Consider the following 23,374-nt stretch of genomic DNA (forward strand, 5'->3'; position numbering starts at 1 on the left):
CCTTCGCAGGGGCGCACTGCCAAAATATCGAAAACAACCCCATGCAAAGTAGCCGGCAGCTACCGGCGTTCGACACGGCAACTTGACACGTCGGGCAAATCAGCGATATTTTTCCATTATTCCGAAATTGTGCCTCCTCGCATATGGCTTGCTCAGTGTCATCACCCGCGCATGCGGGTGATCCAGTATTCCAGAGACCGCAGTGCTTGAGCCGAGGGGCCGCGGCGTACTGGATCGCCCGGTCCATGTGTGCAATTGCGCACAGGCCGGGCGATGACAGCGGTGGACGAGGATATGGCCTCACATCCTCTCAGGATGAGGCTGTGTCTGCGGAGCAGAACTCTCCTACTCCAGCTTCTCGACATCCCGCAGCGTCGGGAACAGCTTCATCCAGAGCAGCGCGACCGCAACCGTCGCGACGCCGCCGAGCACGGCTGACGGCACGGCGCCGAGCAGCGCCGCGGTGACGCCGCTCTCGAACTGGCCGAGCTGGTTCGAGGCGTTGATGAACAGGAAGTTCACCGCGCCGACGCGGCCGCGCATCTCGTCGGGGGTGGCGAGCTGCACCAGCGAGAAGCGGATCACGACGCTGATCGTATCGGCGGCGCCGAGCACTGCGAGCGCCAGCGCCGACAGCCACATCCAGTGCGACAGCGCGAACACCGCCGTCGCGACGCCGAACACGATCACCGACTGGAACATGCGCATGCCGACGCGGCGGTTGATGGTGTGCCGCGCCAGCACCATCGTCATCAAGAGCGCACCGACCGCGGGCGCGGCGCGCAGGATGCCAAGCCCGAGCGGGCCGGTTTGCAGGATGTCGCGCGCATAGATCGGCAGCAGCGCGGTGACGCCGCCGAACAGCACCGCGAACAAATCGAGCGAGATGGTGCCGAGGATCGCCGGATTGCTGCGAACGAAGGTGACGCCGGCATACAGGTCATCCGACACCTCGCCGTTCTTGGCGGCCTGCTGCAGTCGGCCGATGCCGCCGGTCAGCAGCGCGCCGAACAGCCAGAACACCATCATGATGCCATAGGGCGCGCTCGGCATCAGCGCATAGGCGAAGCCGCCGAGCGCGGGTCCGGTGATTGTCGCGACCTGAGCGGCGCCGCTCGAGATTGCGGTCGCCCGCTGCAGCGAGCCTTGCGGCGCGATCAGCGGCAGCAGCGCGGCGGTCGCCGGACTCTCGAACGCGCCGGCGATTCCAAGCACGAAGGTCGCAGCGAAGATCTGGATCTCGGAGATGGTGCCGGCAAATGTGCTTCCGGCGAGAAACAATGCAGTCAGCGCTTCCGCAATCTGGCAGGCCTGCACCACGCGCTTGCGCTCGAAGCGGTCGGCGGCGTGGCCGGCGACGAACACCAGCAGCGCCGTGGGCAGGAACTGCACCAGTCCAACCATGCCGAGATCGAACGCGCTCCCAGTCAGATCATAGATCTGCCAGCCGATCGCCACCGCGCCGATCTGGCTGGAGAAGCGCGACAGGCTGCGCGACGACAAAAAGAACAGGAACGGTCTGTGGCCGAGCAGATCGCGGGCACCGGCCGGCGTGGCGGAGGACATGCACGATTGCGTGACTGAGCCCCTGCAACTTGTCAATGGATTCGGGATCAACGCGTAACAGCATTGCGCTGCGCGAGGCCCCTGCCCATAATCGCCCGAGGGTTCTTGGGGGCGTGATGCTGCAGTTGCAATCGGCGTTCGGCGTGGTGGCGTTGCTGGTGATCGCCTGGGCGTTGAGCGAGAATCGCCTGAAGGTGTCGCTACGGCAGGCGGCGATCGGACTCGTCGTCACGATCGTCACTGCGCTGTTGCTGATCAAGGTGCCGCTGGTGACGCAGGCCTTCGGGGCGATCAACGATGCCGTCGGCACCATCGCGGCCGCGACGCGCGCCGGCACCACCTTCGTGTTCGGTTATGTCGGCGGCGGTCCGGCGCCGTTCGATCCCAAGGCGCCGGGCTCGGATTTCATCCTCGCCTTCCAGGCACTGCCGATCGTGCTGGTGATGAGCGTGCTGACGACGCTGTTGTTCTATTGGCGCGTGCTGCCGCCTGTGGTGCGCGGCATGGCCTGGATTCTGGAGCGCACGCTCGGCGTCGGCGGCGCGGTCGGGCTCTCGACCGCCGCCAATATCTTCCTCGGCATGGTGGAGGCGCCGCTGTTCATCCGCCCCTATCTGGCGCAGCTCACCCGCAGCGAATTGTTTCTGGTGATGACCGGCGGCATGGCCGGGATCGCCGGCACCGTGCTGGTGCTCTATGCGACGCTGCTCGCGCCGCTGATCCCAGATGCGGCCGCGCATTTCGTCATTGCCTCGGTGCTCGGCGCGCCGGCCGCCATTTTGGTGAGCCTGATCATGGTGCCGGAAACGTCGGACCAGCGCACCGGCGGGTCGCTCGACGATCCCGATGTTCAGGTGTCATCGACGATGGACGCCATCGTGAAGGGCACCGCCGCCGGGCTCGAACTGCTGATGAACATCATCGCGATGCTGCTGGTGCTGGTTGCGCTGGTCTATCTCGTGAACGCGATCATCGGCCTGCTGCCCGAAGTCGGCGGCGCGAAGATCTCGCTGCAACGGCTACTCGGCTACGTCATGGCGCCGGTGTGCTGGCTGATGGGCCTGCCGTGGCCGCAGGCGATCACGGCGGGAAGCCTGATGGGCACCAAGACCGTGCTGAACGAGCTGATCGCCTATGTCGACCTGTCGAAGCTCGGGCCCGATGCGCTCGATCCGCGCTCGCGGCTGATCATGCTCTACGCGATGTGCGGTTTTGCCAACTTCGCGAGCCTCGGCATCATGATCGGCGGCCTCGGCATCATGGCGCCGGAGCGGCGCGACGAGATCAACGCGCTCGGACTGAAGTCGGTCGTCTCCGGCACGCTGACGACGTGCCTGATGGGCGCGATCGTGGGGATGATGACAGCGCCGTAGCCCGGATGAAGCGCAGCGCAATCCGGGGCAGTGCTGACCGTGTGCGCGAATCCCGGATTTCGCTTCGCTCCATCCGGGCTACAAAACCGACGTGACGACGTAGTCGTCATTCCGGGGCGATGCGAAGCATCGAACCCGGAATCCATCAGGCCGCAAACCAGGTGGAAAAATGGATTCCGGGCTCGCGCTGCGCGCGCCCCGGAATGACGACGGTTTCCTACGCCTTCAGCTCCACCGTCTTGAACTCGGCCGGCAGGATCACCTCCAGCAGCTCGACATCGTCGGAGTAGTCCAGGATCATGTGCCGGATGCGCGGCGGCTGGGTCCAGGCGCTGCCCTCTTTCATCAGCGTCTCGCCCTCGCCTTCCATGTAGGTCTTCACCCAGCCCTTGAGGACGTAGACCATCTGGAATTCGACGTCGTGGAAGTGCAGCTTCGACACCTCATCCGGATTGCACGGTCCCTGCAACCGGATGACATGCGCCTGCGCGAGGCCATGGGATGCTGCTGATATGCCGAGGTCGCGGTACTTGGCATAGGCACGCAGCCCGTCGGCCTTGAAATCCTCTTCGCGGTGATGGCTGATGGCGATGCGCTGCTTCGGCCGCGCCTTGCTTGCTGTCTTGGTCGCTGCTTTCGGCGCACTCTTCTTCGCCGCGGTGACGCGGCCCTTGGACTTGATGGTCTTGCGCGCGGACGATTTCGCCGACGATTTCTTGGCGCCGGCGCCAAGCCCCGACCATTTCTTCTTCACCGCGGTCTTGGCTGCGGATCTCGATGCCGTCTTCTTGGCCATTGTTCGCCTCCCGTCTTTTTGTGACGGACGAAGGCTAACACAAGTCGCGCCGCGCGAGGTGGGCAAAGGCGCAGGCCGCGCCTTGCTTCCCTTGCCCCTTGCGGATCAATGCAGCCGGAACACGCCGTCGACGGCGCGCAGTTCAGCCGGCTTGACCAGCTTGGAATGCGCCACCGTCACCGAGAACAGCGGGCCCTCGAGCTTTTCCTCCCAGAAGGCGAGGAAATCCCGCAGCGCCGGAAACTTCGGAAACAGGTCGTAGTTCTGCCAGACATAGGTTTGCAGCAACGAGGGATGGTCCGGCATCCGATACAGGATTTGCGCCGTCGTCAGTCCATACCCCAGCAACTGCTTCCGGAAATCGTCGGAAACAACCCCACCAACTCGCGAGACCATGCCAACCTCCTGTGACGGAGCGCATTCACATGGCGGCCGACCCCCGCCGGACCACCGGCAATGGATGCGCTCACATGATACAAATGTGACGCACGCGACTAACCCATCTCAAGCCTAAATGTTTAATAGGTTGTTGAAATTTCTTGCGTTAGCAGCAGCTTACCGCATCTGCTAATAGCCCCGGCGACCCCTGCCGGGCGGCATTAAGGATGCCGAAATGATCTCGAAATGAACCTGGCAGCCGCCATTCGCGAGTGCCAATTTTTCTGCTAGAGCCACTTGCCCGCCGCCCAGGCTTGGCCTATCTCCTGCGCAGTCGGTCTGGCACTCGCCGGGCTGGACTGCTAACTCTCCAAAAATCTACAGCATCCGCAAACGTTTAGGAGGACTGCATGAAATTCCGTCCGCTTCACGACCGCGTCGTGGTCAAGCGTATCGACGCCGAAGAGAAGACTGCTGGCGGCATCATCATTCCGGACAGTGCCAAGGAAAAGCCCTCGCAGGGCGAAGTCATCGCCGTCGGCCCGGGCGGCCGCGACGAAGCTGGCAAGCTGATCCCCATCGACATCAAGGTCGGCGACCGCGTCCTGTTCGGCAAGTGGTCCGGCACCGAGGTCAAGATCGACGGTGAAGACCTGCTGATCATGAAGGAAAGCGACATCATGGGCGTGCTCGACGTCCCCGCTTCCAAGAAGAAGGCGGCCTAAGCGCCTCCTCGCTCCCCAAGATTCCTCCAGGGTAAAACCATTCCAAGGAAAAATTCAGATGGCAGCTAAAGAAGTCAAATTCTCCGTCGATGCGCGCGACAAGATGCTGCGCGGCGTCGACATCCTCGCCAATGCGGTGAAGGTCACTCTCGGCCCGAAGGGCCGCAACGTCGTGCTCGAGAAGTCGTTCGGCGCCCCCCGCATCACCAAGGACGGCGTCACCGTCGCCAAGGAGATCGAGCTCGAGGACAAGTTCGAGAACATGGGCGCCCAGATGGTGCGCGAAGTCGCCTCCAAGTCCGCTGACGCGGCCGGCGACGGCACCACCACCGCCACCGTGCTCGCCCAGGCGATCGTGCGTGAAGGCGCCAAGTCGGTTGCCGCCGGCATGAACCCGATGGACCTGAAACGCGGTATCGACCTCGCGGTCGAAGCCGTCGTTGCGGACCTCCAGAAGAACTCGAAGAAGGTCACCTCGAACGAGGAGATCGCCCAGGTCGGCACCATTTCGGCCAACGGCGATGCCGAGATCGGCAAGTTCCTCGCCGACGCCATGAAGAAGGTCGGCAACGAGGGCGTGATCACGGTCGAGGAAGCCAAGTCGCTCGAGACCGAGCTCGACGTCGTCGAGGGCATGCAGTTCGACCGCGGCTACATCTCGCCCTACTTCGTCACCAACGCCGACAAGATGCGCGTTGAGATGGACGACGCCTACATCCTCATCAACGAGAAGAAGCTCTCCTCGCTGAACGAGCTGCTGCCGCTGCTCGAGGCTGTGGTGCAGACCGGCAAGCCGCTGGTCATCGTCGCTGAAGACGTCGAGGGCGAGGCGCTTGCCACCCTGGTCGTCAACCGCCTGCGTGGCGGCCTGAAGGTCGCGGCCGTCAAGGCTCCGGGCTTCGGCGATCGCCGCAAGGCCATGCTGCAGGACATCGCGATCCTGACCGGCGGCCAGGCCATCTCGGAAGACCTCGGCATCAAGCTCGAGAACGTCACGCTGCAGATGCTCGGTCGCGCCAAGAAGGTGATGATCGACAAGGAGAACACCACGATCGTCAACGGCGCCGGCAAGAAGGCCGACATCGACGCCCGCGTTGCCCAGATCAAGGCGCAGATCGAGGAAACCACCTCGGACTACGACCGTGAGAAGCTGCAGGAGCGTCTCGCCAAGCTCGCAGGCGGCGTCGCGGTGATCCGCGTCGGCGGCGCGACCGAGGTCGAGGTGAAGGAGCGCAAGGATCGCGTTGATGACGCGATGCATGCGACCCGTGCGGCTGTCGAGGAAGGCATCGTCCCGGGCGGCGGCGTCGCCCTGCTCCGTGCTTCCGAGCAGCTCAAGGGCCTGCGCACCAAGAACGACGACCAGAAGACCGGCGTCGAGATCGTGCGCAAGGCACTGTCGGCTCCGGCTCGCCAGATCGCGATCAACGCCGGTGAAGACGGTTCGGTCATCGTCGGCAAGATCCTGGAGAACAAGGCCTACAATTACGGCTTCGACTCCCAGACCGGCGACTATGCCGACCTCGTCAAGAAGGGCATCATCGACCCGACCAAGGTCGTCCGTACCGCGATCCAGAACGCTGCCTCGGTTGCCGCGCTGCTGATCACCACGGAAGCGATGGTTGCCGAGCTGCCGAAGAAGAACTCCGGCGGCCCCGCAATGCCTCCGGGCGGCGGCATGGGCGGCATGGACTTCTAACGTCCAGCCACTCAGGCAAATTACGAAATGCAAAACCCCGGCAGCGATGCCGGGGTTTTTGTTTTGGGGTGCGTTGCTTTCCTGTCCGTGCTCGCAATAACTTCTCATGGCAACAGGAGAGCTGCGATGTCACGGCGGACACTGTCGGTCTTTACGATAGCTCTCGCGGTTGCCCTCGCCGTGATCTCGTTCAAGTCTTCACAGGCAAGCGCTGCCGACTCAGCCAAGGTCATCGGCGAGTTAGAGGCTTCCCGGCCAGACTGGCTTCCGAAGCTAGAAACGTGCCCGGCCGACGTCATGCCGACGCGTGAGACCACTCTCAGCTTCTCGATCGCGCGCTGTTCCGCCTCGCTCGATCGATGCGTCGACCGCTGTCACGCTGGCGATGCGAGCGACTGCTATTCAGCAGCGCTCGTGATCCAGAAGGCCGGCAGCGAGCGCCTGTCGCAGGCGCTGTTCCTGCGGGCCTGCGCACTCGGTTTTGTCTCCGGCTGCACCAATCGCGCCGCGGGCATGGATTCGGGCCAGGGCAGCAGCTGCGCCATCCGAACGTACCAATTGGGATGCGACCGAAAGGACCCCTGGGCCTGCACGATGACCGGATTTCACCTGATCCGCGGCATTGGCATCGAAAGAGACCTTGATCGAGCGCGAAAGGCGCTCAGCCAATCCTGCTACCTTGGCGAAGACGATGAGGCCTGCATCGCGGGAAGGGCTTTGCTGAAGGAGATCGATCACTGACCGGGCGCGGGCTCATCCGCCTTTGCAACCGGTCCCTTGTCGGTCCAATCCGGTGGCACGCCGGCGCTGTCGCCGACCATGCCGACGAGACCCGGCGCGCGCCCGAACGCCTCGCAGGCCGGGTATTTCGGCGCGCCGCCGAGCAGGAAGCCCAACCGCTGCATCGAGGGCATCGACGGCACGCCGCCGAACGGCGTCACGCCGGTGACCAGCATCTGGCTGAAATCGCCGCCGAACGATGCCGCAAGGCCATACGCATCCCCCTCCTCCGACATCCGCCCGTTGTCGAAGGCACTGGCCGCACGGCCCCAGACCATCGCCGCCTTTTGCTGTCCAGCCGAATCGCGCGCCTCGGCTTCAAGCGAGAGGCTGCCGAGCCCCACCGGAATGCGCGGAACGGGTACCGGCACACCGGGCAGCAGAATCGTCTTCGCCACCGACACACCCTTGGAGACGCCGACGGCCGTCGGATCGGTCGGCACCACATGCGTGATGACGGCGTGAACGGTCAGGTCGGCGGGCTCTGACGCAACCACGTAGAAGCGTTCGCTCAGGCCCGCACACAATGCACGGTCGGCGGCGTTGGTGACGAGCCTGCGCTGCGCAGCCGTGAAGGGCACTGCCGTTCCGTCAGAGAACACGGTGGGCACGATCCTGATCGTCTTCGCCGCCAGCACCTCGTCCTTGCTCACCCGCAGCTTCGAACGGGTCAACATCCCGTCCGATTGCTCCATGTTGTCGTAGGAGCGGAGTGAACCGGCCTGATCCAGCGTCGCCGTCGCGCAGCCCGAGACCAAAAGGCCGAGCAGGCTCGCCGCCGCCCAGCCGCGGAAGAGTGCCCCCCGCCCGCTGACGAACCCATTTGCCGCCGGAATCCGTTTGATCCGGCATACGCGCGAACAGGTTGTCATTGCGGCCCCACTGACTTACACTAAGTGTAAATATTACACTCGGTGTAATTATCGTGTTGGGCGGTTTTATGGCGTGACCGCGGGCTGCGACCGGAAGACGCATACCCAACGGCGCCGCTTCGCGCGTTGACGCCGACGGCCGCGCGAACCCGAGGCCACCAAGTGATTTTGCCCTGATTGCCTGTTGATGAGAGAAGCGGCCGATGCCGGAGACACTGACGAAAACCCAGCGGCCTGCAAAAACCGAAGGCCTGCGCGAGCGAAATCGTCGAGAGACGCTGCAACGCATCACCGATGTCGGCATGGAGCTGTTTCTGGCTAACGGCTTTGATGCGACGACGCTGGATGAGATCGCGGCGGCTGCCGGCATCTCGCGCAGGACCTTTTTCTACTATTTCAGGAGCAAGGACGACATCCTGCTCGCCCATATCGCCGGCTATGACGACGCGCTCAGGGCATCGATCCGCGACCACGCCTCCGTCGGTACGCCGATCGACGTCGTCCGCGAGGCCTTGCTGAACGTGTGCGCCCGCTTCCAGACGTCGCGAACGGTTGCGATTTCACGCCTGATCCGCGAGAGCGAAGTGCTGAGCTCCCGGAAGCACCGCAACGATCTGCATCGGGAGCAGGTCGTCTACGAGACGCTGTGCGAATTGTGGCCGGGCAAGGACCGCCGCGACCGCCTCCGTCTTGTCGCGATGGCCGCGAGCGGCGCCCTGCGCATCGCGGTCGACGCCTGGCTCGAGCAAGGCGGCAAGCGCCAGCTCACCAAATACGTCGAGGACGCCTTCGCCAATCTGAAGGCCGCGATCTGATTCCCGTCATTCCGGGGCGCGCGCAGCGCGAGCCCGGAATGACGAAAGATAGATTTCCGCGCCGCTGGCCGAGCAACGCCGCTTCCAAAAAGCGAAGGGCCGCCCGTGGGCGGCCCTTCCTGTCTTTACGCGCTCTCGGGCGCCTTGAGGCGGACCAGCTTGGTCAGGAGCGCATCGAGACCCTGACCGTCGCCCGCATGCAGGTCGATGCGGCCGACCTTCTCGACCAGACGCTCGAGCGACTCCAGCTCCTTGAGCCGCAGCAGCAGAGGGTTCTCCTCCATCAGCTTGGCGGTGTTCAGGAGCGAACGCGTCGCCGCGGTCTCCTCCTGCCGGCGGATCAGGTTGGCCTTCGCCACCCGCTCCGCCTCCACCACCTTGTTGACCAGCTCGCGGATCTCGCCGGGCAGGATCACGTCCTTCACGCCGAGCTCGGTGACTTCGACGCCGGAATCCGCGACACGGGCGCGGACATAGTCGCGAAGCTCCTCGTCGAGCGCCGTCTTCGCAGACAGCACCTCGTCCAGCGTACGGCCGGCCACCGCCTCGCGGATCGCGAACTGCACCAGGCGGTACAGCCACGCATCCACGTCGGGCACCGTTGCCACGACCCGCTCGGGATCGACGATCCGGCGGAACGCGGTCAGCGTCACGCGCAGCGCGATGCGATCCTTGGTCAGCATCTCCTGCGCCGTGATCTCGATCGCCTGAGGCCGCAGGTCGAGGCGCTTGACCTCGATCTTGCGGCCCGCGATCCAGAACGCGTGCCGGCCGGGCGCGAGCCGCTCGACCAGCTTGCCCTCGACCGTGAGCAGACCGGCCTCGTGGTTCTCGACCACCGCCTCGGTGATGACGCCGGCCCGGTTGGGCTGGATCATCGCGAGGTGGCGTGCCGTGACCCTGACATCGCTGGTCACGTCGATGCGCTCGACGTCGACCGACGTCGCGACCTTCCAGTACACGCGCGTCTGCCAGGGCGTCATCAGCTGCACGGGACGGCCGTCGAGGCTGACGATCGCGATCTCGTTCGCGCGGGTCTCGACCGCCTTGAACAGCTCGTCGGCGAGATCAGGGCGCGCGGCCTTGATCACCGCGTAACGATCCGCGGGGAATTCGGTCCGCACGACGCTGAACAGCTCGGCCTTGAGCTGATGCAGGGGATCGAACAGGCGATGACGTCCGGGCGCGAGCACCTGCTCGAGCCGGCCGTCGCGCGTCAGCAACGCGCGCTCGCCATCCTTCACCGTCAATGTGGTCGTCAAGAAATGCCAGGTCATGGCACGCCTCCTTTGTTGCTCTCTGGCCCATGGGCCGGAGAGCGGGTTTCATTTTGCAAAGGACGTGAGGACGCGAACGCGGCTTCCTGTCAGCCAAGCGGGCCGTGGCTTGAGCCTGCGCGATGACGGGCGCACGCGCGCGTTCGCGCGACAAATGTCGCGCGGCCGAGCGGAGCCACCCGGCATCAGCACAAGCGGTATCCACCGCGGCGCAAAGCCGGTCTCACAGTGTCTAGGTTCGGACGAAGAGCCTTGCGGCAGGACGGCCGGACTGCGACTGAAGCGCGCGTCCGGTCCCCTTCAGAGGTATCAGCTTTTCAGGCTGAACGGAGCGCTTGGAACGGGAATCGAACCCGTGACCCGATGAGTATCATTCACCTGCTCTAACCAACTGAGCTATCCTTTGTGAGACGTCCGGAATCGAACCGGTGCCTTCGGGGTTTCATCCCCGATGCTCTCCATGAGCTACATCTCGCGATCTTCATTTCGGCGGAACACGACACCGCAAAGCGGCTCGCGCCAGTCGGGATCTCAACGAGCCCGAACCCATGGCCGAAGCGAAGGAGCGGGCTAATAAACGAAGCGCGCCCAGGTTGCAAGAGGCGGCGTGTGATTTTTTCATGACGGGGCGGCGTTGTGGCCCAGTTGACCACGTTCACCTCGTCATTCCGGGGCTCGCGAAGCGAGAGCCCGGAATCCATCGAGCCGCAAGCGTTGCTGAAAAATGGATTCCGGGCTCGGCGCTGCGCGCCGCCCTCAGGTGCGCAATTGCGCACCGGGGAATGACGGAGAGCATATGGATGCTCCGCCTCCGCATCGTCAGCTGCGCGCGACGTCCTGAAAACAGCCGCGCAGCCAGTCGATCGTCACGCGCGTCGCCGCATCGCGCTTGAGATGGCTTTGCACCAGAAGCCAGACGTCGCGCCGCTTCGGCAGCAGCGTGGCGCGCAGACGGCGATCGGTCATCAGGTCCACGCAACTGTGCTCCGGCAGCACACCGACTGCTTGATGCGACTGGATCAGCTTGTGGATGATCCGAACATTGTCGGTCACGCAGCGCGCACGAAGTCGCTTCGTGCGCAGGAACTGCATTTCCGGAATCCCGCCGAGCTCGTCGGGATAGGCGCACGTCACCGCCTCTCCCGCCGTCGTCGCGACCGGTTCGAAGAAATACAGCCTGACTTCGGCGAGCTTCGAGATCGCAAAGTCGCCCTTGTCGGGCTTGCGCAGGCGGATCGCGAGATCGGCCTCCCAGCGCGAGAACTTGACGTTCTCGCTCGACGTCAGAAACTGCAACGTCAAGCCCGGATGGACGCGCAGCAATTCGCCGGTGCGCGGCGCCAGCACCTCCTCCGCGATCGCGTTGGTGGAGGCGATGCGCAACCGGCCGACCGGGCCGGGCAGGCTTTCGCCGATCCGGCCGATCTCCTCGGCATGCGCGGCCATCGCCTGGATATGCGCGAGCACCACGTCGCACTGCCGGGTCGGCTTGCGAACGCCGTCGGCGGCCTCGAACAAACGCAGCCCGAGCGCACGCTCGATCCGCGCCAGCCTGCGGCCGACAGTGGTCTCGTCGATCCGCAGCCGCGCGCTGGCGCCGGCATAGGTGCCCTCGTCCCTGACGGCCGCGATGATGCGAAGGTCGTCCCAGTTCATGGCCTCAGGCTACATCGCCTCCGGCCTCCCTGCAATAACGCAGCCACCGGCTGCAATATCCCTGCATAACGGCAGGCAGGTCCGCGGCTATATTTCCGCAAGACGCATCCTCCGGAGTTCTCAGGACCATGACCGCAGCCAAAACGCTGATGCAGCTTGCCGGTATCGACCTCACCCCGCCCCGCCTCGGCGACAGCTGCCTCGTGCTGATCGATATCCAGAACGAGTATCTCGCCGGTCCCCTCGCCTTGCCCGACGCCAAACCCGCGATCGCGCGCGCCACCGCATTGCTCGCCCGCGCGCGAGAAAGCGGCGCTGTTATCATCCACATTGCGCACAAGGGAGCGCCGGGAAGCCTGTTCGATCGCACTGCGGAGCGTGGCGCGATCGTCGCGCCGCTGGCGCCGCGGCCCGGTGAGATCGTGATCGAGAAGCAGTTGCCGAACGCATTCGCCGGCACTGACCTCAACGCGCAGCTTGCCGCGACCGGCCGCAAGGAGCTCGTGCTCGCCGGCTTCATGACGCATATGTGCGTGAGCTCGACCGCCCGCGCCGCGCTCGATCTCGGCTTCCGTACCACGATCGATGCCGACAGCTGCGCCACCCGCGACCTGCCCGACGGCACTGGCGGCACGATTGCCGCGAAGCTCATTCACGACGTCGCCCTCGCCGAACTGTCCGACCGCTTCGCGATCATCGCCCGCGGCAACGCCCTCGCCTGAGATCACCATCATGCTCGAGCTGTATTTCTGGCCGATGGCCTGCTCGCTCGCCAGCCGGATCGCTCTCATGGAGGCCGGCGTCGACGCGCGCTATCACATGGTGCATCTCTGGACCAAGAAGGTGCTGGAGGACGACGGCGACTTCCGCGCCGTCGCGCCGAAAGGCGCGGTGCCGGTGCTGGTGCTCGAGAATGGCGAGCGGCTGACGGAGAGCGCCGCGGTGCTGCAATACATCGCGGACCTCAAGCCCGAACTCGGCCTCGCGCCGCCGCCAGGCCATCCGGACCGCTACCGCTTGCAGGAATGGCTGAGCTTCATCGGCACCGAGATCCACAAGGGATTCCTGTTCCCGACCTTCTGGTACAAGGACGATGCATCGCTCGCCAAACCGCGTGCCAGGATCGGACAGACCTTGTCGGTGCCATCAGCGCATCTTACCGACCGCGAATTTCTGGTCGGTAACCGCTTCACGGTAGCGGACGCGCATCTCGCCTGGGCTCTGCTGTTGCTTCGCACCGCCGGCGTCGATGTGGCGCAATGGCCGCCGCTGGCCGCCTATCTCGGACGCATCCAGGCGCGGCCACAGGTCAAAGCCGCCATCGGCATCGAGATGCAATTGTGGAAGAGCGTCGCGGCGTGATCGCCGCGCGCCCGGCGCCACGTTACTGAAACGCGACCTCGGCGAAGCTGCGCAGCTTGCGCGAATGCAGCCGCTCGGATTCCTGCTGCTTGAGCCGCTCCAGCGCCTTCAGCCCGATCTGAAGGTGCTGGCCGACGCGCTGGCGATAGAATTCGCTCGCCATGCCCGCCAGCTTGATCTCGCCATGCAGCGGCTTGTCGGAGACGCACAGCAGCGTGCCATAGGGCACGCGGAAGCGATAGCCGTTGGCGGCGATCGTCGCCGATTCCATGTCGAGCGCGATGGAGCGCGATTGCGACATCCGCCGGATCACCTGCGGCCCGCTGATTTCCCAATTTCGATTGTCGACGCTCGCGACCGTGCCGGTGCGCATCAACCGCTTGAGCTCGAATCCGGTGAGCCCGGTCACCTCGCCGACCGCCTCCTCAAGCGCGACCTGCATCTCGGCAAGCGCGGGGATCGGCACCCACAGCGGCAGCTCGTGATCGAGCACGTGATCCTCACGGACATAGCCATGGGCCAGCACATAGTCGCCGAGCCGCTGCGTGTTGCGTAAGCCAGCGCAATGCCCGATCATCAGCCAGGCATGCGGCCGCAGCACCGCGACGTGGTCGGTGATGTTGCGCGCGTTCGATGGACCGATCCCGATATTGATCAGGGTGATGCCGCGATAACCGGGCTCGACGCGATGAAACGCCGGCATCTGCGGGACGCGATCCGAGGCCGTCCCGCTCACGCCGCCGCCTGCCAGCGCGTTGCGCGTGATCACATTGCCGGGCGCGACGAACGCCTCGAGGCCTTCCTCACCCGATGCGAGACGCTGCAGGCTCGATTGCGCGAAAGCGTCGACATAGAACTGGTAGTTGGTGAAGATCACGAAATTCTGGAAGTGCTCGGGATCGGTGCCGGTGTAGTGATAGAGCCGGCGCAGCGAGTAATCGACGCGCGCGGCACGGAACAGGGCCAGCGGCTCTGGCGTCCCCGGCGTCAGTTCAAACGTCCCGTCCGCGATCGCATCGTCCATCGCCGCAAGGTCGGGCGTATCGAACACGTCGCGCAGCGATCGTGTGAACGCCGAACTGTCGGCGATGGTCAGCGCCGCCTCGATATTGATGTCGCGCCGGTAGGCGAAATGGATCGGAATCGGCTCGTTGGACTCGCCGATCTCGACCGCCACGCCATGGTTCTTGATCAGGAGCCCGATCTGTTCGGTCAGATAGGTCCGGAAAATATCCGGCCGGGTGATGCTGGTCTCATGAACGCCAGGTCCCGCGACAAAACCGTAGGCGAGACGGGAATCGAGCCGGGCGTGCGACGAGGTCGTGATGCGGACGAACGGGTAATGCGCCCGCACCCGCGTCGTGCACGGCACCCCGTTGACATAGGCTTCGAAGCGACTGCGCAGGAATCCCGTGTTGCGCTCGTAGATCTCCTCGAGACGGGCAACGGCGGCCGCAGCATCGACGAACGCTTCGGTCGTGATCGGCGGCGGGGTTTCGATGGGGGGTGTCGGAGACATTGTTCGCTTTGCACCGGATCCGTTGCCGAGTTGAGACTCGCCCTGGATCAGCGCAGTATAGCGACAATGGCCTCCAGTTCCAGATCGACCCCGGACTGCCCTATTCCGGCTCGCGCGGCGGCAGCGCGCAGATCTCGGACCGGGTCAGGAACCGGCGCTCGCGCCCGTTGTCGAGCGAGAACATGCCGCCGCGGCCGGGAACGACGTCGATGATCAGATCGGTGTGCTTCCAGACGTCATATTGCGAACCGCTGATATAGAACGGCGCCCCGCCGATCTCGCCGAGCTTGACGTCATGATCGCCGATCAGGAAGTCACCTTGCGGATAGCACATCGGCGACGAACCGTCGCAGCAGCCGCCCGACTGGTGAAACAGCACTGGCCCATGATCGGCGATGATCTCGGCGATCAGTTCCAGCGCAGCCGGCGTCGCGGTCACCTTGTCAGCCATCTCGGCCTCCGTGATAGAGGCTCCGGCGGGACACCCCGCCGAAGCCTGTCGCGTTCGTCCGCAGCGCGCGGCCTGAGACCTCAGAAGAAGCCGAGCTTCTTGGGGCTGTAGCTGACCAGGATGTTCTTGGTCTGCTGGTAGTGGTCGAGCATCATCTTGTGCGTCTCACGGCCGATGCCCGATTGCTTGTAGCCGCCGAACGCCGCGTGCGCCGGATAGGCGTGATAGCAATTGGTCCACACCCGGCCGGCCTGGATGGCGCGGCCGAACCGGTAGCAGCGATTGGCATCGCGGCTCCAGATGCCGGCACCGAGACCGTAGAGCGTGTCGTTGGCGATCGAGAGCGCTTCGTCGTCGGTCTTGAAGGTGGTCACGGACACGACCGGTCCAAAGATCTCCTCCTGGAAGATGCGCATCTTGTTGTGGCCCTTGAAGACGGTCGGCTTGACGTAATAGCCGCCCGACAGCCCGCCGCCGAGATTGTTGCGCTCGCCGCCGATCAGGACCTGCGCGCCCTCCTTCTTGCCGATGTCGATGTAGGAGAGAATCTTCTCCAGTTGCTCGGAAGATGCCTGCGCGCCGATCATCGTGGTCGGATCGAGCGGGCTGCCTTGCGTGATCGCCTCGACGCGCTTCAGCGCGCGTTCCATGAAGCGATCGTAGATCGACTCCTGGATCAGCGCGCGGCTCGGGCAGGTGCAGACCTCGCCCTGATTGAGCGCGAACATCACGAAGCCTTCGACCGCCTTGTCGAAGAAATCATCGTCCTCGGCGCAAACATCGCTGAAGAAGATGTTGGGCGACTTGCCGCCGAGTTCGAGCGTCACCGGGATCAGGTTCTGCGATGCATATTGCATGATCAGCCGGCCCGTCGTGGTCTCGCCGGTGAAGGCGATCTTGGCGATCCGGTTTGACGACGCCAGCGGCTTACCGGCCTCGAGGCCGAAGCCGTTGACGACGTTCAGCACGCCCTTCGGCAGGAGGTCGCCGACCAGTTCGAGCCACACCAGGATCGAGGCCGGCGTCTGCTCGGCGGGCTTGAGCACGACGCAATTGCCGGCGGCAAGCGCGGGCGCCAGCTTCCAGGTCGCCATCAGGATCGGGAAATTCCAGGGAATGATCTGGCCGACCACTCCGAGCGGCTCGTGGAAGTGATAGGCCACCGTGTCATGGTCGATTTCTGAGATCGAACCCTCCTGGCCACGAACCACGCCGGCAAAGTAGCGGAAGTGATCGATCGCCAGCGGAATGTCGGCGGCCGTCGTTTCGCGGATCGGCTTGCCGTTGTCCCACGTCTCGGCGGTGGCGAGCTTGTCGAGATTGGCCTCCATCCGGTCGGCGATCCTGTTGAGGATGAGCGCGCGCTCGGCCGCGCTGGTCTTGCCCCAGGCGTCCTTGGCCGCGTGCGCGGCATCGAGCGCCGCCTCGATATCCGCAGCGTCCGAGCGCGGGATTTCGCAGATCGGCAACCCGGTGACCGGCGAGATGTTGTCGAAATATTTTCCGGAGCGAGGTTCGCGCCATTCGCCCCCAATGAAATTGCCGTAGCGCTTGGCGAACGGCGCCTTGAGCACGGACTGCATGTCCACCTTGTTCATGTGTTCCTCCGTTGGCACGCCGATGCACACGGCGTTGGCTCCAACGGTCGGTCAAATCATGCGCGCAGAACAGGGACCCGCGTCAGGCGCCGACGGGAACTGTCGCAAATCTGAGACAGAGTGCGCCGCCAATCGGCGGCGGCGCGACATCGCCTGGGGGCTGAACCCGGCTCCCGGCGGAAACGCCCTAACGATGCAAGCCAAGCAGCTTCAGCTTGCGGTGCAGTGTCGCGCGGGACATGTCGAGGTCCTTGGCAGCCCTGGACACGTTGCCGCCGGCCCGCGCCAGCGCGCGCTGCAGCACCGCGCGTTCCGCGGCAACGAGGCCGCCATCATCGCGGGTCTCGCCGATCAGATCGGCGGCCGGCAGCGGCCGCGCCAGCGACGCCGCCGTGAGGCCGAGCGCACGGCGCGCGGCACGCGTCGCACCGACCACGAGGTCGTCGCGATCGACCGCTAGCAGCGAATTCACGGCGCGCTCGCTTCTCGGTGTCAGGAGAATTCGTGCGTCGGGAAACGCCCGGCGGAAGTTCTCGGCTTCGATCGCGCGCGCGGCATCGGTGACCGTGGTCGCGATCAGACGGGAGAATCCGCCTGTCAGGTCGGCCCGACAGGAGGAGACGTCGAGCGCGGCGGCCAGTTCACCGTGCTCGTCGAAGACCGGCGCAGTGGTGCAGAACAGGGCGGAATTGCGCGTGAAGAAATGCTGCTCGCGATCGATCGACAGCGGCCGCTTCTCGACGATGCAGGTGCCGATGCCGTTGGTCCCCTCATGCTTCTCGCTCCAGACCGCACCGGTCCAGAGCCCCCATGCGTCGAAGGTCGCGTCATCCGCGTTTGCGCCGCGCCGGTCGACGACAACGCCGTCGCGGTCGGCGAGCAGCACCGAACAACCGACCCCGCCCACGGCAAGGAACAGCCGGTCGAGCGTGCGCTGGGCGACCGCCAGGAATTCGGCGAGACGCTGCTGCGCGGCGGCGACGTCAGCCTGCTGGAGACGATACGAAGGCAGGCGGCTCGCCGGATCGAGCGCGTGCAGATGACCGGAACGACGCCACGACGCCGACAGGTCGGAGGGCGCTCCGCCTCCGGCCAGCACGTCGAGAACCTTGTCCGTATGCATGACACCTGGCGACCGGCTCATGCTTCCCTCCCTGCTCCGCGGGCTCTGTGACCCTCGGGAGCGCGGCGTTGTTGGCCCTGACACCCCTATATTTTGCAGAATATAGCGTGCCCCGAGGGCTTTCAAGGGAAGGCCTCATTGCGGCGCTTCCGGAACCGGTGTATCCTCCCAAGCCACCTGCCCGAGGCAAGCCGCGCACGGGTGTCAGTCGCCGCGGCATCAATCGACCGCCGTCCCCGTTCTCTCGATCCGCACCCCTCCCATTGGGCATCACGGCCGGCACATGAAGACGTTCGTGTTGTCGAAAAAGCCGTGGTCCGGAAGGACCGCGCTACTGGATCCGCGCGAGCACCGCGAGGCGGCGGATGCCCTTGTTGCGGTAGGCGTCGAGGAACGCGTAATAGTCCTTGAACGAGACGCAACCGTTGGAGTCGCCGTTCGGGCCGAGCATGAAGGTGTGCGCGAGCAGGCCGTCGCGGTTGAAGATCTTGCCCTCGCCGCCGATCGGATTGAGCCGCAGCGCAGGCACGCCGTGGAACAACGCCTCGCGCGGCTTGAGCTCGTAGATGTGCGGCGGCGTCACGCCGACCATCTTCATATGCGAGGACCTGGGATCGTCGAGCCGGGAGCCGAGGCCGGAATGCGCCTCGAGCCGCGTGCCGTCGGGCAAATACACGGTCTTGGCCGAGATGTCGTAGACCGCGGTCTGGCGGTCATAGGGCGGCGAGCCGCCGAGCATCGGGTTCTGGTCCAGCGTCGAGGGAATGCTGCCGGTGACATTGGCGTCGGCGGAGGCGAAGGAGAGCAGCCCGCCGCTCGACTCGCGCTTGCCCCACAGCTTCTCGACCATGGTCTGCCGCTCGCTCGATGCGATCGACAGCACCGCGGCCTTGGCGCGCGCGGCCATGTCACGGACGCCACCGGATTTCGTCGCCTGCTTGGCCTCGGGCGCCTTCTCGGCCGCCTTCGACTCAACCGTCGCGGAGGGATCGTTGAGCGCCACCTTCAGATTGGCGGCGGCTTGCTTCTTGGCGGTCTCGACCGATTTCGGCGCCGGCAACGGCTTCGATGTCTCAGCGAGCTCTGCCGTCGCCACCGCCCTCGCCGCGACGGCGACCTTGGGTTCAGCGGCCTGCTTGATCGGGTCGATCTGCGGTGCGGCGTCGGCCACGACGCTGGACGCGACGCCCTCGGGCGCGGCGGCCGCAAACCGATCGTTAAACATAAGTGACGGTGTCGGGGCTTCCGACTTCGCGACCTCGGTCTTGGCGGGCGCCGCCGGCGCGGGCGTCAGGGACGCGAACACCTCGTTGAACGCGGGTGCGGGCCGCGCGGCGACCGCGACGGGCCGCTTCACCACCGGCGCGTCAAACGACGCATTGCCGACCGACGGATAGACGCTCGCCGCAAAGATGTTGGCATAGACGGTCCAGGCGCAGCCAAGCACCAGCCCCGCCACCGCGGCGCTGCCGAGGAAATGCTGCGGGAGGATTTTTCGGGAGGATTTCTTGCGGCTTGGCGCCCCAAGAACATACGCACTCGCACTCGTACCCATACGCCCGGCGCTCAAAACAGGTCCACCTTTGTCCCTCACTCGACGCATCGTCGAACGGTGTTCGGCTCAACGTCGCGCGGGGGCACAGACGGCCATTAAGGCGACTTTTAGTTAAATGCGACTTAACCGGATGCGATCCCCTGCAGCGCGGGAAGTGCCTGTGGCGTAGGGCTTTTTTAAGATGGCATTGGACCGCCAAAACGGCTTTTTTGTCCCATGATGGGACATTCCGGCACGCGGTTCCGCTACCGCATGCCGAGATAAATCCTAGGGAGAATTTCCTTGCCGACGGCCCCGTAATCGAGCGGGGATCGAGCAAAAACCATCTCTCAATAGCTGAGCTTCGGATACCAGTCCGCGCCGCGCCCTTCGCGCGTGGTGTCGAGCAAGGTCCAGAGCGGATCCATGTCCCGCGCGCCGCGCGGGTCCTGGCCGGGGTCGACCGTGCCGGCTCCCATTTCGCCGGCCCAGAAATGCCGGATCACGCCGCTCTGGCGGGTGAAGACATTGTAGCCCGGCACGTCGCTGTCATCCTTGCTGACATAGTCACGCGTGTAATCGCCCGACGCATCCGAATAGACCTTGTGACGCGTCCAGCCGCGCGCCTTCTTCGCCTCGATCAGCCGCGCGATCGGCGAGCGTGCCACGAACACGAACGACACGCGCTGCTCGATGTCAGGCAGCTTCTCCTCCCACGTGCCCATGAACGATGTGCACATCGGACACGGCTTCTCGCGCTGCGGACCGAACATGTAGCTGTAGATGATGAGCGTCTGCTTGTTGCCGAAGAGATCGGCGAGCGAGGCCGCGCCGGACTCACCCGTGAACTCATAGGCCCTGGTCACCTCGCCGCCCGGCGGCAAGGCGCGGCGCAGCTCGGCGACGCGCGCGATGTACCGGCGCAGCTCGATCTCCTCGACGAGCAGCGCCTGGCGCGCCCGACGATATTCGGCGCTCTCATTGGGAAAGCGCCTGGCGTTGGTGTTGGCGAGTTCGCCGGCGGGCTTGAGGACGGAACTGATCATGGTTGGAACCTCGCGTGGTTGACGGGCTCCCTGGAAGACGAACCGGAACCGGTCGATCCGACATCAACGACGACGATTTACTGCAGTTCCGGCGGCGGCGAGCGGTCGAAGACCTCGCCCTTTGCGCCGTCCAGCAGATCGAGCGCGTAAGTCTCGATCACCAGCGGCCCGCGCATGCGCTTGGCCTCGGCGACGGTTTCGACATGGGCGAAATTGTCGCGCACCGAGGCCGGCATCGCCTGCTCGACCTCATGCACATACAGCAGCTTGCCGGACAGCTGCGCCGGGCTCGGCTCGGGCATGTTGACCCAGCGAATGCGCTGGCCTTGTTGTGCGACGCAGGTGCCCTTGGGGAGATAGAAGGCAAGCCAGCCGGTGGTGCCGTAGTCCGGCGACAGCACACAGCTCGCGCCGGAGCGCGCGCGCACCGCCTCGATCTCGCCCGCGAGCTCCTGCCAGCCGACACCGACGCTACGCACGGTGGCGTCGCGGCGGTAACCCGAGAGCCAACCGGTGTTGGCCTGCACGATCAGCAGCGCAAACAGCACGACGCCTGTCGGCGCAGCCCAGCGGCGGCAGAAATCGATCGTGCGCTGCTCGCGCGGCGCCCACTGCACCTGGATCGCCGCGACCGCGGCCGCCACCGCAAAGGCCGGATAGACCGGCGCGAACCAGTTGGCCTCGACCCGCGCATGCAGCGCGTGCCAGGTGAAGTAGACCACGATGGTCCAGAACATCGTGTTGACCAGCACGCGCGCGGGCATCGCGCCGGCGCGGCGCCGGTAGAGCGCGTAAAGGCCCATCACACCGAGGATGAAGACCAATGGCGTCGCGAACGCAAACTGCGTCGGGATCAGCTCGGCAATGTAGTTCGGCCGGAAGTCCTCGATCCGGGCGCGGCCCATCTGCTTGATGAACGACACCCAGTGGTGATCGGCATTCCAGAGCACGACCGGCGCAAACAGTCCGGCCGCAACCAGGCCGCCGAGATAGAGCCAAGGCGAGAGATACCAGCGCCGCAGCTTCGGCACGACAGCAAGCCAGATCAGGATCGCGGGTCCGAAGAACAGCGCCGTGTATTTCGACAGCAGCGCCAGGCCTGCGCTGACGCCGACCGCGAGCCACCAGGCGCCGCGGCCGCTCTCCAGCACCTTTGCGAGCGAATACAGCAGGAAGCTCGCCGCAACCAGCAGCGGCGCATCCGGCGTCACGATCAGCGTACCGACGGCGGCCATCAGCGTGACATTGAGCAGGATCGTTGCGCTGGCGGCGATGCGCCGGCCGCCGAACAGGATCTCGGCCGCCCGATAGATCGCCCAGCTCATCGGCAAGGCGAGCAGGATCGACACCAGCCGCACGCCGAACGGCGTATCGCCCGCGATCATGGTGCCGAGCCGGATCACGATCGCGACCATCGGCGGATGGTCGTAATAGCCGCCGGCGAGCGCCTTCGACCACATCCAGTAATAGGCTTCGTCGAAGGTCAGCGGCGTCCATGCGGCGGCGGCCAGCCGCAACACGACCAGCGCGCACACCGCAAGAGCGGTGTTCCGGGCCAGCCGCGCCTCGTTCGCGTTCATGCCACCGTCATCGCTTGCGCCAGACGAACAGCCCGGACATCGCGTAGTTCCACACCACGCCCATCAGCGCGCCGGCCGCGCCCGCAAGCCACCAGATCGGCTCCTGGTCGTAGACCGAGAACGCGACGCCGACATTGGCAAGCAGACCGACGCTGCAGACCAGATAGAACAGCAGCAGGCCGCGCAGGATGCCGAAGCCCTTCAGCCGCTGGTCGCGATAGGTCAGGAAATTGTTGAGGATGAAGTTGCTGGTCATGGCGACGATCGCGCCGGCGGCCTGCGCCTCCGGGAACGGCGCCTTGAACAGTTCCAGCGCGATGAACAACACGCTGAGATGCACCAGCAGGCCGAGCCCGCCGACCGCTGCGAACAAAATGAAGCGCAGCGAGATCACGTCGTTGGTCAGCTTCGCCAGCACCAGGCCAAGGAAGTCGAGCGCGACCATCGAGTCAAGCTTGCTCTCGCCATGCTGACGGGCACCGAATGTGTAGGGAATCTCGACCGCGCGCAGCTTGCCCTCCGCCGTCGCCACGACATCGAGCAGGATCTTGAAGCCCTGGGTCGACAGCTGCGGCGCGAGCTGCTCGAAACGGTCGCGGCGGATCATGAAGAAGCCGCTCATGGGATCGGCGATCTCGACCTTCAACGAGCGCCGCGCGATCTCGGTGGCAAAGGCGCTGGCGCCGGCGCGCTGCTTGTTGAAGCCTTCGGTCTTGTAGCCCTCGATATAGCGGCTGCCGACCACGAGTTCGGCCTCGCCGCTCTGCAGCAGTGCGACCATCTTCGGGAGCTGGGTTTCGTCATGCTGGAGATCGGCGTCCATGACCGCGGCATAGGGCGCGCTCGACGCCAGGATGCCCTCGATGCAGGCGCCAGACAGGCCGCGCCGGCCGATCCGGCGGATACAGCGCACCCGGGAATCCTTCCGCGCCAGCGCGCGCACCACGTCCCAGGTCCCGTCGGGCGAATTGTCATCGACGAAGATGACCTCCCAGGAGACGTCCTTCAGGGTCGCGTCGAGCCGGCGGTACAGCACCGTGACATTGTCGCGTTCGTTGAAGGTCGGGACGACCACCGAAAGCTGCGGCAAACTTGCTGCTTGCGAGGCGGTTTCGGGGGCTAGCTTGATGGCGTCATTCATGAGCGCCAGCGTATAGCCGCAGCCTCCCCCGCTGCCAAGGCGGGCCGGCCCAAACGCGGTCTCGGGAAGCGGGAAAACGGGGC

21 protein-coding genes and 2 tRNA genes are annotated in these 23,374 nt (G+C 65.1%); 7 read left to right on the forward strand and 16 right to left on the reverse strand.

Features of this window, described 5'->3' with window-relative positions; all coding sequences use genetic code 11:
- Nucleotides 1-345 precede the first annotated feature (345 nt).
- Nucleotides 346-1,566: an MFS transporter gene (locus tag JQ573_RS10755; protein WP_212309907.1), complete on the reverse strand. Its 1,221-nt coding sequence runs from the start codon at nt 1,564-1,566 to the stop codon at nt 346-348.
- A 116-nt stretch (nt 1,567-1,682) separates the two neighbouring features.
- On the opposite strand from JQ573_RS10755, the gene JQ573_RS10760 reads away from it, so the two are divergent.
- Entirely contained in the window at nt 1,683-2,939 is a 1,257-nt protein-coding gene (locus tag JQ573_RS10760) for a NupC/NupG family nucleoside CNT transporter (RefSeq protein ID WP_212309908.1), read from the forward strand.
- A 217-nt stretch (nt 2,940-3,156) separates the two neighbouring features.
- Here JQ573_RS10760 and JQ573_RS10765 read toward each other — a convergent pair whose 3' ends face one another.
- Together JQ573_RS10765 and JQ573_RS10770 are read right to left on the reverse strand one after the other, a co-directional pair.
- The gene (locus tag JQ573_RS10765; protein ID WP_212309909.1) at nt 3,157-3,735 is read right to left on the reverse strand and encodes a cupin domain-containing protein; all 579 of its coding nucleotides are present in this window, start codon (nt 3,733-3,735) and stop codon (nt 3,157-3,159) included.
- A 105-nt stretch (nt 3,736-3,840) separates the two neighbouring features.
- On the reverse strand, nt 3,841-4,131 hold the full coding sequence (locus JQ573_RS10770) for an usg protein (protein WP_212309910.1): 291 nt from the start codon (nt 4,129-4,131) through the stop codon (nt 3,841-3,843).
- 392 nt (nt 4,132-4,523) lie between these two features.
- Between JQ573_RS10770 and groES the strand changes: the two genes are divergently transcribed.
- From groES to JQ573_RS10785, 3 genes are all read left to right on the forward strand, one after another.
- Nucleotides 4,524-4,838 carry a co-chaperone GroES gene (gene groES, locus JQ573_RS10775; RefSeq protein WP_097674118.1) on the forward strand — a complete coding sequence of 105 codons (315 nt, stop codon included), beginning with the start codon at nt 4,524-4,526 and terminating at the stop codon, nt 4,836-4,838.
- 58 nt (nt 4,839-4,896) lie between these two features.
- Complete coding sequence (gene groL, locus JQ573_RS10780) at nt 4,897-6,537, forward strand: chaperonin GroEL (protein WP_092115232.1); 1,641 nt, start codon at nt 4,897-4,899, stop codon at nt 6,535-6,537.
- Nucleotides 6,538-6,663: 126 nt separating this feature from the next.
- Nucleotides 6,664-7,278, forward strand: coding sequence for a sel1 repeat family protein (locus tag JQ573_RS10785; RefSeq protein ID WP_212309911.1), 615 nt, complete (start codon nt 6,664-6,666; stop codon nt 7,276-7,278).
- On the opposite strand, the gene JQ573_RS10790 is transcribed toward JQ573_RS10785, so the two are convergent.
- A complete protein-coding gene (locus tag JQ573_RS10790) occupies nt 7,272-8,189 on the reverse strand; it encodes a DUF3313 domain-containing protein (protein WP_212309912.1) in 918 nt (305 codons plus the stop codon). The genes JQ573_RS10785 and JQ573_RS10790 overlap by 7 nt on opposite strands.
- Before the next feature lie 203 nt (nt 8,190-8,392).
- Here JQ573_RS10790 and JQ573_RS10795 point away from each other — a divergent pair, with 203 nt between their 5' ends.
- Nucleotides 8,393-9,004 (forward strand): TetR family transcriptional regulator, encoded by a 612-nt coding sequence (locus JQ573_RS10795; RefSeq protein WP_249131600.1) that lies wholly within the window; start codon nt 8,393-8,395, stop codon nt 9,002-9,004.
- Between the two features lie 125 nt (nt 9,005-9,129).
- On the opposite strand, the gene JQ573_RS10800 is transcribed toward JQ573_RS10795, so the two are convergent.
- The 4 genes from JQ573_RS10800 to JQ573_RS10815 form a co-directional block, all read right to left on the reverse strand.
- A complete protein-coding gene (locus JQ573_RS10800) occupies nt 9,130-10,281 on the reverse strand; it encodes an SPFH domain-containing protein (RefSeq protein ID WP_212309913.1) in 1,152 nt (383 codons plus the stop codon).
- 335 nt (nt 10,282-10,616) lie between these two features.
- Nucleotides 10,617-10,683, reverse strand: a tRNA-Ile gene (locus JQ573_RS10805).
- A 3-nt stretch (nt 10,684-10,686) separates the two neighbouring features.
- Nucleotides 10,687-10,756: transfer RNA gene (locus JQ573_RS10810), tRNA-Phe, on the reverse strand.
- 344 nt (nt 10,757-11,100) lie between these two features.
- On the reverse strand, nt 11,101-11,937 hold the full coding sequence (locus JQ573_RS10815; RefSeq protein ID WP_212309914.1) for a LysR family transcriptional regulator: 837 nt from the start codon (nt 11,935-11,937) through the stop codon (nt 11,101-11,103).
- A gap of 128 nt (nt 11,938-12,065) precedes the next feature.
- Here JQ573_RS10815 and JQ573_RS10820 point away from each other — a divergent pair, with 128 nt between their 5' ends.
- Together JQ573_RS10820 and JQ573_RS10825 are read left to right on the forward strand one after the other, a co-directional pair.
- Nucleotides 12,066-12,659: a cysteine hydrolase family protein gene (locus tag JQ573_RS10820; protein WP_212309915.1), complete on the forward strand. Its 594-nt coding sequence runs from the start codon at nt 12,066-12,068 to the stop codon at nt 12,657-12,659.
- A gap of 10 nt (nt 12,660-12,669) precedes the next feature.
- Nucleotides 12,670-13,299: a glutathione binding-like protein gene (locus JQ573_RS10825; protein WP_212309916.1), complete on the forward strand. Its 630-nt coding sequence runs from the start codon at nt 12,670-12,672 to the stop codon at nt 13,297-13,299.
- 22 nt (nt 13,300-13,321) lie between these two features.
- On the opposite strand, the gene JQ573_RS10830 is transcribed toward JQ573_RS10825, so the two are convergent.
- From JQ573_RS10830 to JQ573_RS10865, 8 genes are all read right to left on the reverse strand, one after another.
- Entirely contained in the window at nt 13,322-14,818 is a 1,497-nt protein-coding gene (locus JQ573_RS10830) for an AMP nucleosidase (protein WP_212309917.1), read from the reverse strand.
- Nucleotides 14,819-14,918: 100 nt separating this feature from the next.
- Nucleotides 14,919-15,269, reverse strand: coding sequence for a DUF779 domain-containing protein (locus tag JQ573_RS10835; protein WP_212309918.1), 351 nt, complete (start codon nt 15,267-15,269; stop codon nt 14,919-14,921).
- An 80-nt stretch (nt 15,270-15,349) separates the two neighbouring features.
- Nucleotides 15,350-16,867, reverse strand: a complete 1,518-nt coding sequence (gene adh, locus JQ573_RS10840; protein ID WP_212309919.1) for an aldehyde dehydrogenase — start codon at nt 16,865-16,867, stop codon at nt 15,350-15,352.
- Between the two features lie 187 nt (nt 16,868-17,054).
- Nucleotides 17,055-18,011: a helix-turn-helix domain-containing protein gene (locus JQ573_RS10845; RefSeq protein WP_212309920.1), complete on the reverse strand. Its 957-nt coding sequence runs from the start codon at nt 18,009-18,011 to the stop codon at nt 17,055-17,057.
- Nucleotides 18,012-18,321: 310 nt separating this feature from the next.
- Nucleotides 18,322-19,545, reverse strand: coding sequence for a tlde1 domain-containing protein (locus tag JQ573_RS10850; protein ID WP_249131602.1), 1,224 nt, complete (start codon nt 19,543-19,545; stop codon nt 18,322-18,324).
- Nucleotides 19,546-19,874: 329 nt separating this feature from the next.
- Nucleotides 19,875-20,570, reverse strand: coding sequence for a DUF899 family protein (locus tag JQ573_RS10855; protein WP_212309921.1), 696 nt, complete (start codon nt 20,568-20,570; stop codon nt 19,875-19,877).
- Between the two features lie 77 nt (nt 20,571-20,647).
- A complete protein-coding gene (locus JQ573_RS10860; RefSeq protein WP_212309922.1) occupies nt 20,648-22,150 on the reverse strand; it encodes a glycosyltransferase family 39 protein in 1,503 nt (500 codons plus the stop codon).
- A 7-nt stretch (nt 22,151-22,157) separates the two neighbouring features.
- The gene (locus tag JQ573_RS10865) at nt 22,158-23,291 is read right to left on the reverse strand and encodes a glycosyltransferase family 2 protein (protein ID WP_212309923.1); all 1,134 of its coding nucleotides are present in this window, start codon (nt 23,289-23,291) and stop codon (nt 22,158-22,160) included.
- Nucleotides 23,292-23,374: the final 83 nt, after the last annotated feature.

Source organism: Bradyrhizobium sp. AUGA SZCCT0105 (assembly GCF_018129565.1).
In the GTDB taxonomy this organism is placed as follows: domain Bacteria; phylum Pseudomonadota; class Alphaproteobacteria; order Rhizobiales; family Xanthobacteraceae; genus Bradyrhizobium.

Coding starts and splice junctions, on each gene's coding strand:
- JQ573_RS10755 (WP_212309907.1), bottom strand. CDS start 1,566: ATGTCCTCCGCCACGCCGGCCGGTGCCCGCGATCTGCTCGGCCACAGA.
- JQ573_RS10760 (WP_212309908.1), top strand. CDS start 1,683: ATGCTGCAGTTGCAATCGGCGTTCGGCGTGGTGGCGTTGCTGGTGATC.
- JQ573_RS10765 (WP_212309909.1), bottom strand. CDS start 3,735: ATGGCCAAGAAGACGGCATCGAGATCCGCAGCCAAGACCGCGGTGAAG.
- JQ573_RS10770 (WP_212309910.1), bottom strand. CDS start 4,131: ATGGTCTCGCGAGTTGGTGGGGTTGTTTCCGACGATTTCCGGAAGCAG.
- groES (WP_097674118.1), top strand. CDS start 4,524: ATGAAATTCCGTCCGCTTCACGACCGCGTCGTGGTCAAGCGTATCGAC.
- groL (WP_092115232.1), top strand. CDS start 4,897: ATGGCAGCTAAAGAAGTCAAATTCTCCGTCGATGCGCGCGACAAGATG.
- JQ573_RS10785 (WP_212309911.1), top strand. CDS start 6,664: ATGTCACGGCGGACACTGTCGGTCTTTACGATAGCTCTCGCGGTTGCC.
- JQ573_RS10790 (WP_212309912.1), bottom strand. CDS start 8,189: ATGACAACCTGTTCGCGCGTATGCCGGATCAAACGGATTCCGGCGGCA.
- JQ573_RS10795 (WP_249131600.1), top strand. CDS start 8,393: ATGCCGGAGACACTGACGAAAACCCAGCGGCCTGCAAAAACCGAAGGC.
- JQ573_RS10800 (WP_212309913.1), bottom strand. CDS start 10,281: ATGACCTGGCATTTCTTGACGACCACATTGACGGTGAAGGATGGCGAG.
- JQ573_RS10815 (WP_212309914.1), bottom strand. CDS start 11,937: ATGAACTGGGACGACCTTCGCATCATCGCGGCCGTCAGGGACGAGGGC.
- JQ573_RS10820 (WP_212309915.1), top strand. CDS start 12,066: ATGACCGCAGCCAAAACGCTGATGCAGCTTGCCGGTATCGACCTCACC.
- JQ573_RS10825 (WP_212309916.1), top strand. CDS start 12,670: ATGCTCGAGCTGTATTTCTGGCCGATGGCCTGCTCGCTCGCCAGCCGG.
- JQ573_RS10830 (WP_212309917.1), bottom strand. CDS start 14,818: ATGTCTCCGACACCCCCCATCGAAACCCCGCCGCCGATCACGACCGAA.
- JQ573_RS10835 (WP_212309918.1), bottom strand. CDS start 15,269: ATGGCTGACAAGGTGACCGCGACGCCGGCTGCGCTGGAACTGATCGCC.
- adh (WP_212309919.1), bottom strand. CDS start 16,867: ATGAACAAGGTGGACATGCAGTCCGTGCTCAAGGCGCCGTTCGCCAAG.
- JQ573_RS10845 (WP_212309920.1), bottom strand. CDS start 18,011: ATGAGCCGGTCGCCAGGTGTCATGCATACGGACAAGGTTCTCGACGTG.
- JQ573_RS10850 (WP_249131602.1), bottom strand. CDS start 19,545: ATGGGTACGAGTGCGAGTGCGTATGTTCTTGGGGCGCCAAGCCGCAAG.
- JQ573_RS10855 (WP_212309921.1), bottom strand. CDS start 20,570: ATGATCAGTTCCGTCCTCAAGCCCGCCGGCGAACTCGCCAACACCAAC.
- JQ573_RS10860 (WP_212309922.1), bottom strand. CDS start 22,150: ATGAACGCGAACGAGGCGCGGCTGGCCCGGAACACCGCTCTTGCGGTG.
- JQ573_RS10865 (WP_212309923.1), bottom strand. CDS start 23,291: ATGAATGACGCCATCAAGCTAGCCCCCGAAACCGCCTCGCAAGCAGCA.